The sequence below is a fragment of the Amycolatopsis sp. lyj-108 genome, assembly GCF_046549005.1.
Lineage (GTDB): Bacteria > Actinomycetota > Actinomycetes > Mycobacteriales > Pseudonocardiaceae > Amycolatopsis.
The window spans coordinates 26,311-43,194 of the sequence record NZ_JAJPWQ010000008.1 but is presented as its reverse complement, the minus strand read 5'-3'; the positions used below and the strand labels follow the sequence as shown (position 1 = coordinate 43,194).

Here is a 16,884-nt window from a genome sequence, read left to right as displayed (position 1 = left end):
TCGGGAATGACCGAAGGACGCCTCGTGCTGGCAGCCACCCCGCTCGGAGACGTCCGTGACGCTTCGCCGCGCCTGTCCGAAGCTCTCGCGACGGCCGACGTGATCGCCGCGGAGGACACCCGTCGCCTGCGCTCCCTCACCGCCGCCCTCGCCGTTTCGCCGGTCGGCCGCGTGGTCAGCTTCTACGAGGATGTCGAGACCGCGCGCCTGCCGAAACTGCTCGAATCGCTCAAGTCGGGCGAAACGGTGGTCTTGGTGACCGACGCCGGCATGCCGAGCGTCTCGGATCCCGGATTCCGCCTGGTGGCGGCCTGTGTCGAAGCGGACGTGCCGGTGACCTGCCTTCCCGGCCCGTCCGCGGTGACCACGGCGCTCGCGCTGTCCGGCCTGCCGTGTGACCGTTTCTGTTTCGAAGGTTTCGCCCCGCGCAAACCCGGTGAACGCGCGAAATGGCTCGGTTCGCTGAAGGACGAGCCCCGCACGGCAGTGTTCTTCGAGTCTCCGCACCGCCTGGCGAGCACGCTCGCCGACGCCGCCGAAGTCCTGGGCTCCGACCGTCGAGCCGCCGTGTGCCGCGAACTGACCAAAACCTACGAAGAGGTCAAACGCGGCAATCTGCCGGAGTTGGCCGCCTGGGCCGCAGACGGGGTCAAGGGCGAGATCACCGTCGTTCTCTCGGGTGCGCCGCCGCGTTCGGTGAGCGTCGAGGACCTGGTCTCCGAAGTCTCGTCGCGGGTCGCGGCCGGTGAACGCCTCAAGTCCGCCGCCGCCGAAGTCGCCGAAGCGACAGGTGTGTCGAAGAAGGAGCTTTACGACGCCGTGCTCGCCTCTCGTAAGAGCTAGGACAGCAAGGCCGTCACGGCCGCATACGCCTTCGCGGCATCGGGCTCCGCGCCGGTGATGACGTCGGTGTAGATGAACGACTCGCCGATCCGCACCAGCAGGTACGCGAGATCCTCGACCGGCAAGGGCGGGGCGAGCCGTCCGGCCTCGACCTCTTCGTCCAGGAACTCGCGCATTTTCGCGATCGCGCGACTCTGCACCACGCTGGCCTTCGTCGTCAGGATCCGCAGCGCCCGCTCCGGCTCGTTGCGCAGGAACTCCCGGAACGGTTTCGAGCCGTTCACAGTCCGGACGAAGGTGCCGACGAGCTCCGCGATCCCTTCCGCGCCGCGTCCGAGTTTGCCCGAAGCACGCGCTTCGAAGACTTCAACGGTCATCGACCACAGGATCTCGCCGAGCAGCTGATCCCGGCCGCCGACCCATCGGTGCAGGGTGGCGCGGCTGATCCCCAGCTCGCCCGCGAGGTCGCCCATGTCCACCCGGCGCCCTTCCAGGAACCGGGCGCGCGCGATCGTGAACGCGCGCAGAGCGTCTGGGCGCGGCGAAGTCAGCTGGCGTTCTAGTGCGGTTTCGATGAGTGAAACATATCACGCCATGTCTCAGGGATGAGACATATGCAAGAATGTCTCATCTCGACGAGGAGGATGCGGATGCGCGCAGTACAGGTGACCGAATTCGGCGGACCCGAGGTGCTCAACCTCGTCGATCTGCCCGATCCCGTCCCCGGCCCGGGGCAGCTGCTGGTGGAGGTCGACCGGATCGGCGTCAACTACGCCGACACGCACCAGGCCGAGAACTCCTACCTCGCGCCGAGCAAGCTCCCGCTCGTGCCCGGTGGCGAGGTCGTCGGCCGGACCGCCGACGGCAAGCGTGTCGTCGCGCTGCTCAACGGGGGCGGTGGCTACGCCGAGCGCGCGGTGGCCGACGAGGTCACCAGCTTCGAGGTGCCCGACGGCGTCGATGACCTGACCGCGCTGTCCTTCATCGTCCAGGGCGCCACCGCCTCGCTCCTGCTTCGCAAGACCGCCCACCTCGAACCCGGCGAATCCGTCGTCGTGCACGCGGCCGCGGGTGGGGTCGGCTCCATCGCCGTGCAGCTCGCGAAAGCCTGGGGAGCGAGCCGGGTCATCGCGACCGCCAGCAGCGACGAGAAGCGCGCCCTCGCGCTCGAACTCGGCGCCGACGTCGCCATCGATTCGCGCGCCGAGAACATGACCGACGCGCTTCGCGAGGCGAACGGCGGCAAGCGTGTCGACATCGTGCTCGACATGACCGGCGGCACCGTCACGGACCAGAGCATCGCCGCCCTCGCGCCGTTCGGCCGCCTCGCGTTCTACGGCATGGCCAGCCGCGAGCAGCCGAAGCCGATCGAGGCCCGCAACCTCCTCGGGCACAGCACCACCGTGTCCGGCATGTGGTTGCCGCACGCCTTCAAACTCCCCGGAAACGTCTTCGGCCGCGCGCTCGACGAGCTTTTCGAACTGGCGCTCGCGGGCCGGGTTCGTGCCATCGCCGGCGGCGAGTACGCGCTGTCCGACGCACGCGCCGCCCACGAGGCCCTGCGGTCGCGCGGCACGATGGGCAAGCTCCTGCTGGACCCTGCCAAGTAGCTCAGCCGAGCAGACGCTCCAGCGGAGCGGATTTGTGCAGGCATTCCTGCCATTCCGCTTCGCTGTCGGAGTCGGCGGTGATCCCGCCGCCGACTCCCAGTTCGATCGTGCCTTCGTGGATTTCGAAGGTTCTGATCGCGACGTTCAGTTCCAGCCCGGCGATCGGCGACGCGAGTCCGATCGCGCCGGTGTAGACGCCGCGCGCGGCCGGTTCCAGCTCGGCTATCAGATCCAGCGCCCGGATCTTCGGCGCGCCCGTCACCGAACCCGGCGGGAAGGTGGCCGCGAGCAAGGCCGCGTCGTCGATCCCCTCGGCGAGCGATCCCTCCACAGTGGACTCGAGATGCCAGACGCCCGGCGCGGGCCGGACCGCGAGCAGTTCGGGGACACGCACCGTGCCGGTGGCGCAAACCCGGCCGAGGTCGTTGCGGACGAGATCGGTGATCATCACGTTCTCGGCGACGTCCTTGGTGGATTCCCGAAGGCGCTGCGCCAGGTGCTCATCCGAGGCGTCCCGCCGCGGCAGCGTGCCCTTGATCGGCGTCGACCGGACACGTTGTCCTTTCCTGGCAAGGAAAAGTTCAGGGGAGAACGAGACGACCGAGCCCCAGTCGCCGCCGAGGAACGCCGCCCGGCGGGCTCCGAGGCGACGGGCGCCTTCGGCGAACAAGGCGATCGGATCGCCGGTGAACTCTCCGCTGAAGCGTGCGCAGATGTTCGCCTGGAACAGCTCGCCGGCTTCGATCGCGTGCACACACGCCTTGACCGCGTCGTAGTGCTCCGACGGAAGCGGACGCGACAACGGGCCGGAACTCCAAGTCGGCGCTTCGGGAACCTCGGCGAGCGCGGATTCCACCGCGACCACTTCGTCGACCGGATCCGGGTCGCCGTCGGCAAGCAAGGCTTCGAACCACCACGAACCGTCCGCGTCCAGCCGCAGCACCCTGTCGACCCAGCCCCAGGCCGCCGGAGGAAGCGCGCCGGAACGGCCCGACGGATCGATCAGGTCATAACCCAGGTAACCGAACCAGCCGCCTCCGACGGCGCCGGGCACCGCGTCACGAACGAAAGGCATCCGAGCGGGGATCGAGAAGGCTTCGGCCGCATCCCGGACGGGAGTCAGGGAAGCGCTCAGCGCGATGACCGCGCGCGAAGAGAACCAGTCTCCGCACAGCGCGGCAGGCGGCGCGAGTCCGAGGTTCCTGGCGCGTACGCCGAGAACCGTCAGTGCCCGTTCGGGCCCGACGTCCGTCCGCAGCATCCGGCACATCAACCGCACGCGACATTGTCACCGTTCGAGTGGCCGGAAACGCAACCCGCCTCCGCCGGAAAGTGAGATCCGCGACCATGCGGTGACAACACGCATATCCGTCGTCACGGAGCGGGCACTACAGAAGCACATCCGTGAGTTTGAAGGGGTAGACCACGGCGTCCTGCGCGATCGGTCCGTCCACACCGGGCAGCCCGGTGCCGAAACCGTGCTGGTGCAGTCCCAGCCGCGAGTGGAACCAGCCCGGCCTTCCCGGGATCTCGTTGTGCCTGACCAGCCACAACACCACTTCGCTGTCCGCCCACTTGTCCGGCCGCAAGCGGTTCGTCCAGCAGTCGAGCCCGGCGTACACGAGAACGCGTTCGACGCGCGCGGCGTGCCTGACGTGTTTGATCCACGCCTTGATGAACCGGTCGTCGACGCTCGGCGCCTCCACTTCGAGCGCAGGCGCGAGCGAACCGGGTGCGAAGGCGCCGAGCGCGCTCGCCGTCCGCACGAAATGGTCGGCCTGGTCGTGGACGGCGCCGGGTCGTGCGTAGTGCCGTGCGCCGGTGTGGATTCCGGCGTGCTGCGCGCCCGCCAGATTGCGCTCCGCCGCGACGTCCCGCCAGTTGGTGTTCTCGGTGACGGTGACCGACGCGAACCGGATGTCGGCACCGCGCACCGCCGCCCAGTCCGTCACCGTCTCGCGGTGGGACAGGGTGACGCCGTGCTCACCTTCCGGATCGATCAAACTCACCTGCCTCGAATTTCGCCCCAGTACGACCGAAAGGTCACCTTACGTCGGCGGACCGGCCGTGAGGTGACCTTTCGGTACAGCGTGTCTCAGGCGTTTTCGCGTTGGAACGTCCTCGCGCCCCACCAGATGGCCAGAACGGCCATGACCAGCACCACGACGCTCCCGGTGAACAACGCGTCCATCGAGAAGTCGCCGCGGAAACTGTTCCGCTCGACATCCACCACATGCCGGAACGGATTGATCCGGGAAATCGTGTACAGCCACTCCGGCGCTGAGCCCGCGGTGATCGGGATCAGGATTCCGGAAAGCAGCAGCAACGGCATGAGGACCGCGTTGAGCAAAGCCGGGAAGGCGTCTTCGCTCTTGAGAGTCAGTGCCAGCGCGTATGAGCACGACGCCAGCGTGACCGACAGAAGGAAGACGATCGCCAGGCTGAGCACGACGCCGCCGAACGGCGCGTTCAGGTCGAAGACCAGATACGCCAGCGCGATGATGAGCAACGCCTGGACGACGGTCTGGAGCGCGTTGGCGAGCACCTTGCCCAGCAACAACGCCACCCGGCTCACCGGCGTGACCCGCATCCGCTCGACCACGCCCGAACGGAACTCCGCGAGAAGCCCGAACCCGACGAACGAACTGCCGAACAGCGCGAGCTGCGCGATGATCGCCGGAGTGAAGATCATCCAGCCGTCCACATCGGACACGCCCTGCGCGTTGAGCGCCTTCACCAGAAGCGGCCCGAAGAAGAACAAATAGAGGAGCGGCTGCATGATGCCGATGGCGAGCCACGTCGGGTTGCGCAACGCCGCGAGCATGTCACGGCGGAAGATCAACCAGGTGTCATGCAACATGCGTGGCCTCCTTTTCGGCGGCGTCGTCGACCGGCGCGCCCTCTTCGGCGTCGCGCAGGCTCCGTCCCGTGAGAGTCAGGAAGACGTCGTCGAGCGTCGGCCGGTGCACCTGCATGGACGTCATCGCGATGCCGCGCGAGTCCAGCGCCCGCAGCAATTCGGGCATCGCGGTGTCCCCGCGCGGCACCCGGAACCGCACGGTGCCGTCGGTGACGGTCATCTCGTGCGCTCCTTCGAGGCGGCCCGCGATCTCCGCGGTCTCCGCCGCCGATTCCGGTGAGACCCCGATCACGACACTGTCGCCGGAAACCCTCGCCTTCAACGAGTCCGGTGTTCCCTCGGCGACGATCTTCCCGTCGTCGATGACGATCAGCCGGTCCGAGAGCGCGTCGGCCTCGTCCAGATAGTGCGTCGTCAAGAAGACCGTGACTCCCTGCTCGTCGCGCAGCCTGCGGATGTGGTCCCACAGGTTCGCCCGGCTCTGCGGGTCGAGCCCCGTCGACGGTTCGTCGAGGAAGACGAGACCGGGTGAGTGGATGAGCCCAAGCGCGATGTCGAGCCGACGGCGCTGCCCGCCCGACAGGGTCGCGGTCGTGCGCTGGTCGAGGCCGGCCAGGTCCAGCTGCTCGGCGAGGACGGCCCCGCGTGCGAGCGCGTCCGCCTTGCTCATCCGGTACAGCCTGCCCTGGAACTCGATCTCCTCGACGACCTTGCTCGCCGGTGCGGTGCCGCCGCCTTGGGCGACGTAGCCGATTCGACGGCGCACCCCCAGCGGGTCGGTGAGCAGGTCACAGCCACCGACCGTCGCTTCGCCCGCAGTGGGCTTGAGGAGCGTCGTCAGCATGCGCAGGGTCGTGGTCTTCCCGGCGCCGTTCGGTCCGAGGAAGCCGACCAGTTCTCCGGCCGACACGTCGAGATCGACGCCTTTGACGGCGTGGACCTCGCCCCCATTGCGGCCCTTGCGGCGGAAACGCCGCTCAAGGCCGCGTGCCTTGATCATGTTTACCCCTTTCCGATGCTCGACTAGTCAAGTTTGACTAGTCGACCGGACGCACTGTGCCCCAGGTGTCGTTCCGTAGTCAAATTTGTTTACTTGGGCGGTGCGCCGAACACCGGTTCGTCGTCGCCCTCGCCCGCCATCACGTACTCGCCGGCTTCGAGACGGCCGATCAGATCCCGCATCCACGTCACGTTCGCTTCCGCGTGCGCGCTCCACAGGCGGTACAGCTCACTCACGTGAGGCGGTTTCCCCAGGTCGACGGCGTGTTCGCGGGCGTAATGAGTCGACTGGGCGTGCGCTTCCATATTCGCCAGCTGCTGTTTCAGCAGGGCCAGGACCTGCGCGCGGGGCAACGTCGGCATGAACGTGACCGCCGCCGACAGCGAGTACCCGGTCGCGTCGTCGCTCGACAACGCCCTGCCCAGCTGCACGAGGAACTCGGTCTCGCCGTCTTCGGTCAGCCTGTACGCGGTCCGATCGGGCCCGCCGCCCGCCTCGACGTCCTCAACCTGTTCCAGCAGGCCTTCGGTGGTCATCTTCTTCAATGCGTGATAGATCGAACCCGGCTGGACATTGCCCCATTTGTCGGCCGCCCACGAGAGAAGTTCGCGCCGGACCTGGTAGCCGTGTGCCTTCCCGTACATGCGCACGACACCCAGCACCAGCAGACGCGTGGCGGACACCGAGGCCTCCGATCCTCTCCCGGACAACAATGCCTTAGACGACGTCCGTAGGCTAAACAAGCATGAGCACCCCAGTGTTGACTGCGGTGGCCTGGCCCTACGCCAACGGCCCCCGCCACATCGGCCACGTGTCCGGATTCGGCGTCCCGTCCGACGTCTTCTCCCGCTACCAGCGAATGGCCGGCAACCGGGTGCTCATGGTGTCCGGTACCGACGAACACGGCACCCCGATCACCGTCCAGGCCGACAAAGAAGGCATGACCTCCCAGCAGACGGCCGACAAGTACACCCGTCAAATCGGCCAGGACCTGCAGGGACTCGGTCTCACCTACGACCTGTTCACCCGCACCACCACGGGTAACCACGCCGACGTCACGCAGCAGATCTTCCTCGCGCTGCACCGCAACGGCTACGTCGTCCCCAAGACGACCCGGGGCGCGATCAGCCCGTCGACCGGCCGGACCCTGCCCGACCGGTACATCGAGGGCACGTGCCCGATCTGCGGTTACGACGGCGCGCGCGGCGACCAGTGCGACAACTGTGGCAACCAGCTCGACGCCGCGGAGCTGATCAACCCGAAGTCGCGGATCAACGGTGAAACGCCGAAATTCGTCGAGACCGAGCACTACTTCCTCGACCTGACGGCGTTCGTCGAAACCTTGGGCAAGTGGCTGTCCAGCAAGACCGACTGGCGCCCGAACGTCCTCAACTTCACGAAGAACCTGATCGACGACATGCGGCCGCGGCCGATCACCCGCGATCTCGACTGGGGCGTGAAGATCCCGCTGGACGGCTGGCGCGACCAGCCGCTCAAGCGCTTCTACGTCTGGTTCGACGCGGTCATCGGCTACTTCTCGGCGAGCGTCGAGTGGGCGCGCCGCACCGGCAACCCGGACGCCTGGCAGGAGTGGTGGAACAACCCGGACGCCCGCTCCTACTACTTCATGGGCAAGGACAACATCACCTTCCACGCCCAGATCTGGCCCGCGCTGCTCTTCGGCCACAACGGCGAGGGTGACCGCGGCGGCGTGGCGGGCAAGTACGGCAAGCTGCACCTGCCCGACGAGATCGTTTCCAGCGAGTTCCTCACGATGAGCGGCTCGAAGTTCTCGACCTCGCGCGGCACGGTCATCTACGTCCACGACTTCCTGCGCGAGTTCGGCCCGGACACGCTCCGGTACTTCATCTCGGTCGCGGGTCCCGAGACCCAGGACACCGACTTCACCTGGGACGAATTCGTCCGCCGGACCAACTTCGAGCTGGCCAACGAGTGGGGCAACCTCGTCAACCGGTCCATCTCCATGGCCCACAAGAACGTCGGAGCCATTCCGCGTCCCGACGCGCCCACGGCCGCCGACGAGGAGCTCAAGGAGCTCTCCCGCAAGGCGTTCGACACCGCAGGCGCCCACCTCCAGCGGTCCCGGTTCAAAGCCGCGGCCGGCGAGGCCATGCGCGTCGTCACCGCCGCGAACCGGTACCTCTCGGATCAGGAACCCTGGAAGCTCAAGGACGACCCCGCTCGCCGCGACAGTGTCCTGCACACCGCGCTGCAGGTCGTCTCGGACGCCAACACGTTGCTGACCCCCTTCCTGCCCCACTCGGCGCAGAAGGTGCACGAGGCACTCGGCGGCACCGGTGTCTGGGCGGCCCAGCCCGAACTGCAGGAAGTCGAGGACCTCGACATCCCCGGCCGGATCAACCCCATCATCACCGGGGACTACAAGACCGAGCAGGCGCGCTGGAAGTCCGTGCCGATCGAGGTCGGCAAGCCGCTGGAGAAGCCGACCCCGTTGTTCGCCAAGCTGGACCCGGAACTCGGCGAGACCGGTCCCGAATGGGCGCCGATCTCGAAATGATCAGCTGATGGGTGCGGAGAAGAAGGAGCTGCCGCCGATCCCGGACAGGTTGCCGGTTTCGGTGGTGGACGCGCATACCCACCTCGACGCGTGCGGCGCGGTCACCGCGGCCGATGTGACGGCCATGGTCGACCGCGCCGAACGCGCCGGTGTTTCACGGGTGATCACCGTCGCGGACGATCTCGCGGCTGCTCGCTGGGCCGCGCAAGCGTCCACTTGGGACACTCGGGTGTGGGCCGCCGTCGCGATCCATCCCACGCGTACCAAGGAATTCGGCGAGGCCGAGAAATCCGAAGTGGAGAGTCTCGCGAAGGAGTCCAGAGTGGTCGCGGTCGGCGAGACCGGCCTCGACTACTACTGGGACTACTCGCCTCACGACGCGCAACAGGATGCCTTCCGGTGGCACATCGATCTCGCCAAGCGGATCGGCAAGCCGCTCATGATCCATGATCGAGACGCTCACGACGACGTCCTCCGGATCCTCGAGGAAGAGGGGGCGCCCGACCGCGTCGTCTTCCACTGTTTCTCGGGGGACGAGCACATCGCACGCCGGTGCGTCGACGCGGGATATGTCCTCTCGTTCGCGGGAACGGTCAGTTTCCGCAACGCCCGCGGACTCCACGAGGCGGCACGGATCGTGCCGGCTGACCAGTACCTCGTCGAAACGGACGCGCCGTTCCTGACGCCGCATCCGTTCCGTGGGCGACCGAACGAGCCCTACTGCGCCGCCTACACGGTTCGCCACCTCGCCTCGCTCAGGGGCGAAGCGGTGCACGAGGTGGCCGAATCGGTGCGAGTGACCGCTGAGCGGGTCTTCGGTTTGCCGACAGTCACCGCCGGTTGAACGGATTGCGACATTAGTGATCAGCAATGGTCCACTCTGATGAGTGACCAACGTCACGACACTCCGGGCGGTGTTTGCGCAACCCGGCGAGGTTCGTTACTGTCCCGTGATCGTGCCGGTCGGTACCCGCTCATGCGGTTTCCGGCTGTTACGCCCACAGTCACGTCAGTGCACGTCGGGGAAGCGGGACCAGGAGAGGTACGGCCTGGAACCGTGACGATGGCGCTGGCTGCGGGTGTCGGACTTCTAGAGGTGTGCCGAAGTGCGCATCGAGACGAAGGACGTAGTGGAGTGGTTGTAGAACTCCTCGACGTCTTGGGAAAGGGAACGACCCAGTGACTGGTAGCAGTAGGCAGGATGGCTCGCGCCTCGGCGCAGAGACGAACACCTTCGCTTCCTCCGGTTCGGTTGCCGTGCTCGACCGCGACACTCAGTACGGTCAGCTGGACTACTCCGACGATCCGCGCATCACGCATCAGGACGTCCTGGCCGCACTCGGCCCCGACGCCGACACCCTGATGGCCGAGATCAACGTCGACGTCGACGAGCTGATCCGGCTGATCAGCGCCGAGACCACCATGCTTCCGCCGATCGTCATTCCGGACGAGCTGGCCGAAGACCGCACCGCGGGCGCGCCGATGAAGGCCGCGACCAAGGACGAGGTCATTTCGAGCGCGACCCGCGTCTGGAAGAAGCGGTTCCTCAAGGGAACCGTCATGGCGGTGCTGCTCACCCTCGGCGGTGGCGGCGCGGCCGCGATGGCGATGAACAAGAGCGTCACGCTCGACATCGACGGCAAGCAGCAGACCGTCCACAGCTTCGGCGACACGGTCGGCGAGGTCCTCGAAGACGCCGGTCTTTCGGTCGGCGCGCACGACTCGCTCTCGCCCTCGCCGCAGGCCGAGGTAGGCGACGGCGGCGTCATCAAGCTGGAGCGCGGCCGCAAGCTCAACCTGATCGTCGACGGCGCACCGCAGCAGGAGTCCTGGGTCCGCGCGACCAACCTCGGCGAAGCGCTGAACCAGCTCGGTCGCGCAGACCTCGCCAAGGCCGGCACCTGGACGTCGCTCCCGCAGAACGGTGAGCTGCCGCTCGAGGGCGCCACCGTCGAGGTCAAGACGCTCAAGAACGTCATGATCTACGACGGCGCGAACGACCCGCGCAAGGTTCAGACCAACTCGGTCACCACCAAGGAATTCCTCGGTGAGCTCCGGATGACCCTCGGCCCGGACGACGAGGCCGTCGGCGGCCTCGACGTCAAGCTGGTCGACGGCGCCGAGGTCCACATCAGCCGGACCGGCGTCACCATGGTCAAGCAGAACGAGGAAATCGCTCCGCCCGAGCAGAAGGTCGACGACCCGGAGCTCGAAAAGGGCAAGACCAAGGTCGAAGACCCGGGCACTCCGGGCCAGAAGACCGTGACCTACAAGGTCACCAACCGCAATGGCAAAGAGGTCGGCCGCGAGAAGGTCTCGGAAGAGGTCATCACCGAGGCCAAGCCCAAGATCGTCAAGGTCGGTACGAAGAAGCCCGCCGATCCGGTCATCGGGGACGCCGGTGCCTGGGATCGCATCGCGCAGTGCGAGTCGACCGGCAACTGGTCCGCCAACACCGGCAACGGTTACTACGGTGGCCTGCAGTTCAACAAGAGCACCTGGGATGCCTACGGTGGCGATCAGTACGCCGCGTACCCGCACCAGGCCAGCAAGGCCCAGCAGATCGCTGTCGCCGAGAAGGTCCGTGAGGACCGCGGTGGCTACGGCGCTTGGCCGCACTGTGGCAAGAAGGCCTGACCGCCGAATAGTTCTCCTTTCCTGAAGGCCATCGTGTGGGTTCCGTCCCCGCAAGGTGGCCTTCAGGCCGTTAAGGGCTCCTGCGGCGGCGTAGCGCCTCCGGATCTCGGTCTCGACAGTCGTGCCCACCAGCGAGGCGGCCGTAGGTGGGCCACATTCCGGGATCGCTGGGCCTCGTTGCCCTCGCGTACGCCTCCGTCACCACGGTGTGGGCTTTGGTCGCCCTGAGACCGTGCTTGGGGCGGTCTGGGGCGGCTTACCGGGGTCGCGGTCGGCTCCGCGGGTGGAGGTTGCTCGGTGACCCGTTCCGACGCCTGTCGGGGCGTCGGGATGTCCGGGCTGCTTTCCGCGAGATCGACGATCTCCGAGAGTGCGTCACCGCGTCTCTCCGCCGGCGTGCGGTCGTCGGCTGCTCCGTTCGGAGCCGGATACGCCCGCGGCACCAGAAGCGCGTTCAGGCGGGCGCCTGTTTCGGGGTCGAGGTTGCCACGCAGGTCCCAACGACCGGTGCGCTTCTGACGTAACCAGAACTCGCTTCGCTGAAGTTTCGGGCTGGGATCCTCTTTGGGGTTCCCGTCCGGGTCGAGTTGGGCGAGCAACTCCGTCCCCGCCACCGTCACGTCGCGTGGTCTGGCGACGCAGGCGAGCTCGACCAGGCCCTTCTCGGCCTCGTGGCGCGTGCTCGCGGTGAGGTGGTCGGGCAGCCGCTTCATGACGGTGACGATCCGGTCTATGCCGGCCTCGGCCAGCGCGCCGGTGGAGGCCGCAGTACCGGTCAAAGGCGCGACGGGGTCGATCGACGTGCCGTCGCGCACCCGTCTCGAATTGAGCGCGACCGCTCGAGCGGTCACCTTCTGGGCCTCCGCTCGAGGCACCCGGGCCACATGCTCGTAAAAGGCGGCGATCGAGTTGTATCCGTAGAGCTCACGGACACCACGGGACTCGATCTCGGCCAGGATCTGGCCGACTTCGGCGATCAGACGTCGCCCTTCGCGTAGCCGTGTCTGCAACTCGTCGAGAAGCAGTTCGGCGTCACCTTCCGGCAGGTTGAGCGGGAAGGCCTTGGGAATGTTTGTGCTGGTCATCCCTCGATTGTCGAGGCAAATTCGAACGAATGCACGGTATCGATCGGGTGGATGATCATTACCCTCCGGGGGCGCCGACCTGCGCGTATCACCCTGGAGTGGGATAGGTGTCAGTTCGAAACGCCACAAGGATGATGGGGGCGGATCACGTCGGACCCCTGCCTGAGGGGTCGAGCTGTTCCCACTCCTCGCGGAGCACCCCGTAGACGACGGCGTCGTGCACGCCGCCGGACCAGCGTCGAGCGCGCCGGAACCGGCCTTCTTCGACGAAACCCAGCCGTCGTCCGACGGCGATCATTCCCGGGTTCCCCGAGAACGTCGCGAAGTCCAGGCGCAGCGTGTCGGTGCGGGAGACCAGGTACGTCGTCCACAGACGCAAGGCTTCGGTGCCGAATCCGCCGCCCCAGTACCGCTCGTCGTAGATGACCAGTCCCATCCGCCGCCAGTCGGTCTGCCGGCTTTCCCAGTACCAGCTGACCCGGCCGATCAACCTGCCGTCGCCCAGGTCGCACACGGCGAGGCTGGTGCGGGGATCGGGCCGTTCGGCCTTGGTGGTCGTGAGTTCGATGGCCGTGGATGCGACAGCAGCCGCGGTCGGGGTGCCGAAGTAGGGCCCGTTGGTCTTGTGCCAAGGCCGCGCGGGATCGAGCAGGTCTTCGAGTGAGGGGAGATCGGCTGGCCGCCAGTCGCGCAGCCGGACTTTCTCACCTTCGAGTACGACGTCGTCCACCGGCCAATCGTGGCTTGCCACGGCTGACTACGATCGTCGGGTGACTGAACTGCTCGGCCCTGCGGAGATCAGGGCGCTTGCGGCCGAGCTGGACGTACGTCCGACCAAGAAGCTCGGCCAGAACTTCGTGCACGATCCCAACACCGTGCGCCGCATCGTCGATCTTTCCGGGATCGGCGAAGGTGACGTCGTGCTGGAAGTCGGGCCGGGTCTCGGCTCGCTGACCCTCGGACTGCTCGCGACCGGTGCCGAGGTCGTCGCGGTCGAGATCGATCCCGTGCTGGCGAAGCGACTGCCGGACACCGTGGCCGAACGAGGCGGGGCCGAAAGGCTGAAGGTCGTCGGTGCGGATGCTTTGCGGATCACGGCGGACGACCTGCCCACGCAGCCGACCGCGCTCGTCGCGAATCTGCCGTACAACGTCGCGGTTCCCGTCGTGCTCCACCTGCTCGCCGAGCTGCCGTCGCTGACCAGCGGCCTCGTGATGGTCCAGACCGAGGTCGCGGATCGGATGGCGGCAGGGCCGGGGAGCCGGACTTACGGCGTGCCCAGCGTCAAGCTCGCTTGGTACGGGAAGACGCGCAAGGTCGCCGCGGTGCCCCGTGCGGTGTTCTGGCCGGTTCCGAATGTGGATTCCGCACTGGTCGCTTTCGAGCGGGGCGAAGTGGTGTCGTCCGTCGACCGGGAGCGGCTGTTCGCAGTGGTGGACGCCGCCTTCTCCCAACGGCGGAAGACTTTGCGCGCCGCGTTGGCGTCATGGGCCGGTTCCGCCGAGCGCGCGGGGGAGCTGCTCGAAAAGGCGGGGATCGACCCCAAGACCCGCGGAGAGCAGCTGGACGTGCACGAGTTCGCTCGGATCGCCGCCGCGGCCGTCTGACCGACCGCGGCAGATGTGACCGGCACCGCGCCGACGCGAGTTGGTCAAGGTCAGCACGAGTGCGTAAGTCTTCTTCTCGATCTGCCTGAGCCCGACGCGTCTTAGCAGGCAGCGCCCCTGCCGAAGTCCAAGGGCGCCTATCACTGTCTCATAATATGGACAGCGGATCCTGTATGATGGACGCGACCAGACGTGTGATCTGCGCCTACGCGCTTGCTTTCATCCAGTGGGATCGGTTTTACTCAGTGAACCATCCCGAGCGACTGAGAGACCTGGCTCGCCGAAGTCGCAGCAACCACCCTCCACAGGGCAGGTGCTACAGCCAGGACCGATGGAGGCTGTGCCTAATGAACAGGGTCACCCACCCGCTCCTGCTGACCAGGCGACGCGTTGTCGATGAAGGTCGCCGCACGGTAAGTGCGTGTCGACGCTCCACCGTTACTGCCTGAGTTCTTTCCCTTATCTCTGAATCCGTCCGTTCCGGACGGTTACTCGGTGACGGTCGGCGCGCTCGAAAGATGCAGCGCCCCATGCGCATGGAGCCCTTCGTGATCACTGTCGAAAACCTGTCCAAATCCTTTCCCCTCAACGGAAATCCCGTCGTCGCCCTGCGCGATGTGAGCGTGGACATCCAAGCGGGCTCGCTGTTCGGAGTGGTGGGTCCGGCCGGCTCCGGCAAGTCGACCCTCGCTCGTTGCATCGGCCTGCAGGAGCGCCCCGACCGCGGCGTCGTCCGGCTCGACGGCCTCAACACCGGAACCCTCGACGGACGTCGTCTTCGAGAGATCCGCCGTCAGGTCGGTGTCGTGAGCACCAAACCGGAATTGCTCGCCGAGCGCACCATCGCCGGCAACATCGCTTCGCCGCTCGAACAGCTCGGCCTCGACGGTCCGCAGCGCCGCAACCGGGTCGGCAACCTGCTCGACCTGGTCGGGCTCACTCCCCGGGCGGGGCAGCGGCCGGGCGACCTGACCGAGGGGCAGCTGCGCCGGGTGGCCATCGCCAAGGCTCTCGCCGCCGGGCCGTCCGTGCTCTTGGCCGACGACCCGACCGCGGGTGTGCAGCCCGAGGAGTCCGGCGCGGTCCTGACCGTGCTCGACCGGGCGCGTGCCGAGCTCGGAGTCACCGTGCTACTCACCACTCCCGACGCCGGCGTGGTCCGCCGTGTCTGCGATGACGTCGCGGTACTGGAGGCCGGGGCGATCATCGAACGGGGAACCGTGCTCGACCTGGTTTCCGACCCGAACAGCCGGACCGCGCAGGCGCTGCTTCCCGCGATCGAGACCGGGCGGGCGCAGGCCTCGAAGTACGACCGCGCGGTGGACGTCGTGCTCGTCGGCTTCGCTTCGGTCGGTGCGCTGCTGCCGGAAGCCGCCGGTCGCTTCGACGTCGAACTCGCCACCATCGGCGGCGGCCTGACCCGGATCGGTGACACGCCGGTCGGCCGGTTCCGCCTCGGTGTGCGCGGTGAGCGCGCGGACGCCGCGCTCGCCTGGATCGCCGAACGCGGCGGCCACGTGACCCACTCGGTCCGCGGACCGCAGGGCGTCGCCGCCTGATTTCGCCGCGAACGGGCCGTCCAGGACGAAAGCTGTCCGGGCGGCCCGTTTCGTGTCTGACACGTCCCGTTCTCTTTTCTCCTGGTGACAGCAGAAGTGGAGCGGCCACGTAGTCTTGACTGGTGCTCGCCGTCGTACCGCCCCCAGTGACCGTCAGGGTCCCCGCCAAGGTCAACCTGCACCTGTCGGTCGGTGACGTACGCCCGGATGGCTACCACGAGCTGGTGACCGTGTTCCAGGCGCTTTCCCTGACCGACGAGGTGACCGTCGCGGTCACTGAAGACCCAGGCGTCGAGGTTTACGGCGAAGGTGAAGGTGCCGTGCCGACAGGGGCCAACAACCTCGCCTGGAAGGCGGCGCAGGCACTGGCGGCCCACGTCGGCAAGGCGGACGGCGAGTCCAAGGTCCGAGTGGTGCTGCGCAAAGGCATCCCGGTAGCGGGCGGAATGGCCGGCGGCAGCGCCGACGCGGCCGCGACCCTGGTGGGCCTCGCGTCGCTTTGGAAGCTCGACATCTCCCGCGACGAGCTGGCGGGTATCGCCGCGAAGCTCGGCAGCGATGTTCCTTTCGCGCTCTACGGCGGAACGGCGTTGGGTACCGGCCGAGGCGAGCAGCTGGTGCCGGTCTTGTCGAGGCATACGTTCCACTGGGTTCTGGCGTTCGACCAGCGTGGTCTTTCGACTCCGCGGGTGTTCGGCGAGCTGGACAGGTTGCGTGAAGAGGGCAGCCCGCCTCGGATCGGTTCGCACACTCCGGTGGTCGAGGCGCTGGCGTCCGGTGATCCGCGGCAGCTGGCGTTGCTTCTCGGCAATGACCTGCAAGCGGCCGCCGTCTCGTTGCGTCCGGGACTGCGGCGCACGTTGCGGGCCGGGGTCAACGCGGGTGCGCTCGCCGGCACCGTGTCCGGATCCGGGCCGACCTGCGCCTTTCTCTGCGCGGACGCGCAGTCGGCCGTCGAGGTCGCCGCGGAGCTGTCCGGTGCGGGGGTCTGTCGCACGGTGCGTGTCGCACACGGGCCGGTCCCCGGAGCCCGGCTGGTCGGCGGGGATGACGCGCCGCGACCGTCGCCGCCTCGGGTCCACGCATGAGGGTGTCCGAAATGGACACCGACTAATTCGTTGTGTTGCAAGCTTTTTGGAAAGGA

16 protein-coding genes and 1 riboswitch are annotated in these 16,884 nt (G+C 67.4%); of the genes, 8 read left to right on the top strand and 8 right to left on the bottom strand.

What is annotated here, in order from left to right:
- Positions 1–6 precede the first annotated feature (6 nt).
- Entirely contained in the window at positions 7–843 is an 837-nt protein-coding gene (rsmI, locus tag ACLJO0_RS27065) for a 16S rRNA (cytidine(1402)-2'-O)-methyltransferase (protein ID WP_410581305.1), read from the top strand.
- Here the strand turns inward: rsmI and ACLJO0_RS27060 are convergent.
- Positions 840–1,316, bottom strand: a complete 477-nt coding sequence (locus tag ACLJO0_RS27060) for a QsdR family transcriptional regulator (protein WP_410581798.1) — start codon at positions 1,314–1,316, stop codon at positions 840–842. The genes rsmI and ACLJO0_RS27060 overlap by 4 nt on opposite strands.
- 177 nt (positions 1,317–1,493) lie before the next feature.
- Between ACLJO0_RS27060 and ACLJO0_RS27055 the strand changes: the two genes are divergently transcribed.
- Positions 1,494–2,453: a quinone oxidoreductase family protein gene (locus ACLJO0_RS27055; protein ID WP_410581303.1), complete on the top strand. Its 960-nt coding sequence runs from the start codon at positions 1,494–1,496 to the stop codon at positions 2,451–2,453.
- Between the two features lies 1 nt (position 2,454).
- On the opposite strand, the gene ACLJO0_RS27050 is transcribed toward ACLJO0_RS27055, so the two are convergent.
- From ACLJO0_RS27050 to ACLJO0_RS27030, 5 genes are all read right to left on the bottom strand, one after another.
- Positions 2,455–3,732, bottom strand: coding sequence for an aminodeoxychorismate synthase component I (locus ACLJO0_RS27050; protein WP_410581302.1), 1,278 nt, complete (start codon positions 3,730–3,732; stop codon positions 2,455–2,457).
- Positions 3,733–3,841: 109 nt separating this feature from the next.
- The gene (locus ACLJO0_RS27045) at positions 3,842–4,456 is read right to left on the bottom strand and encodes a glycoside hydrolase family 25 protein (RefSeq protein ID WP_125782683.1); all 615 of its coding nucleotides are present in this window, start codon (positions 4,454–4,456) and stop codon (positions 3,842–3,844) included.
- Between the two features lie 92 nt (positions 4,457–4,548).
- Positions 4,549–5,313: an ABC transporter permease gene (locus ACLJO0_RS27040; protein WP_125791760.1), complete on the bottom strand. Its 765-nt coding sequence runs from the start codon at positions 5,311–5,313 to the stop codon at positions 4,549–4,551.
- Entirely contained in the window at positions 5,303–6,313 is a 1,011-nt protein-coding gene (locus tag ACLJO0_RS27035; RefSeq protein ID WP_125791761.1) for an ATP-binding cassette domain-containing protein, read from the bottom strand. The genes ACLJO0_RS27040 and ACLJO0_RS27035 overlap by 11 nt, the downstream gene beginning before the upstream one ends.
- An 89-nt stretch (positions 6,314–6,402) precedes the next feature.
- On the bottom strand, positions 6,403–6,996 hold the full coding sequence (locus ACLJO0_RS27030; protein ID WP_410581299.1) for a PadR family transcriptional regulator: 594 nt from the start codon (positions 6,994–6,996) through the stop codon (positions 6,403–6,405).
- Positions 6,997–7,058: 62 nt separating this feature from the next.
- On the opposite strand from ACLJO0_RS27030, the gene metG reads away from it, so the two are divergent.
- From metG to ACLJO0_RS27015, 3 genes are all read left to right on the top strand, one after another.
- A complete protein-coding gene (metG, locus tag ACLJO0_RS27025) occupies positions 7,059–8,852 on the top strand; it encodes a methionine--tRNA ligase (RefSeq protein WP_410581298.1) in 1,794 nt (597 codons plus the stop codon).
- A gap of 7 nt (positions 8,853–8,859) precedes the next feature.
- The gene (locus tag ACLJO0_RS27020) at positions 8,860–9,696 is read left to right on the top strand and encodes a TatD family hydrolase (protein WP_410581296.1); all 837 of its coding nucleotides are present in this window, start codon (positions 8,860–8,862) and stop codon (positions 9,694–9,696) included.
- A gap of 413 nt (positions 9,697–10,109) precedes the next feature.
- Positions 10,110–11,489: a transglycosylase family protein gene (locus ACLJO0_RS27015; protein WP_410581294.1), complete on the top strand. Its 1,380-nt coding sequence runs from the start codon at positions 10,110–10,112 to the stop codon at positions 11,487–11,489.
- Positions 11,490–11,551: 62 nt separating this feature from the next.
- Here the strand turns inward: ACLJO0_RS27015 and ACLJO0_RS27010 are convergent, their stop codons facing one another.
- Together ACLJO0_RS27010 and ACLJO0_RS27005 are read right to left on the bottom strand one after the other, a co-directional pair.
- Positions 11,552–12,574, bottom strand: a complete 1,023-nt coding sequence (locus ACLJO0_RS27010) for a DUF222 domain-containing protein (RefSeq protein WP_410581293.1) — start codon at positions 12,572–12,574, stop codon at positions 11,552–11,554.
- 145 nt (positions 12,575–12,719) lie between these two features.
- Positions 12,720–13,304 carry a GNAT family N-acetyltransferase gene (locus ACLJO0_RS27005; protein WP_410581292.1) on the bottom strand — a complete coding sequence of 195 codons (585 nt, stop codon included), beginning with the start codon at positions 13,302–13,304 and terminating at the stop codon, positions 12,720–12,722.
- A 40-nt stretch (positions 13,305–13,344) separates the two neighbouring features.
- On the opposite strand from ACLJO0_RS27005, the gene rsmA reads away from it, so the two are divergent.
- The 3 genes from rsmA to ACLJO0_RS26990 all read left to right on the top strand — a co-directional run bounded on the left by rsmA (position 13,345) and on the right by ACLJO0_RS26990 (position 16,828).
- A complete protein-coding gene (gene rsmA, locus ACLJO0_RS27000) occupies positions 13,345–14,181 on the top strand; it encodes a 16S rRNA (adenine(1518)-N(6)/adenine(1519)-N(6))-dimethyltransferase RsmA (protein WP_410581290.1) in 837 nt (278 codons plus the stop codon).
- A 247-nt stretch (positions 14,182–14,428) separates the two neighbouring features.
- A riboswitch (SAM riboswitch) is annotated at positions 14,429–14,519 on the top strand.
- Between the two features lie 210 nt (positions 14,520–14,729).
- Complete coding sequence (locus ACLJO0_RS26995) at positions 14,730–15,740, top strand: methionine ABC transporter ATP-binding protein (RefSeq protein WP_410581288.1); 1,011 nt, start codon at positions 14,730–14,732, stop codon at positions 15,738–15,740.
- A gap of 122 nt (positions 15,741–15,862) precedes the next feature.
- Positions 15,863–16,828, top strand: coding sequence for a 4-(cytidine 5'-diphospho)-2-C-methyl-D-erythritol kinase (locus ACLJO0_RS26990; RefSeq protein ID WP_125791768.1), 966 nt, complete (start codon positions 15,863–15,865; stop codon positions 16,826–16,828).
- The last annotated feature ends 56 nt before the right edge of the window (positions 16,829–16,884 follow it).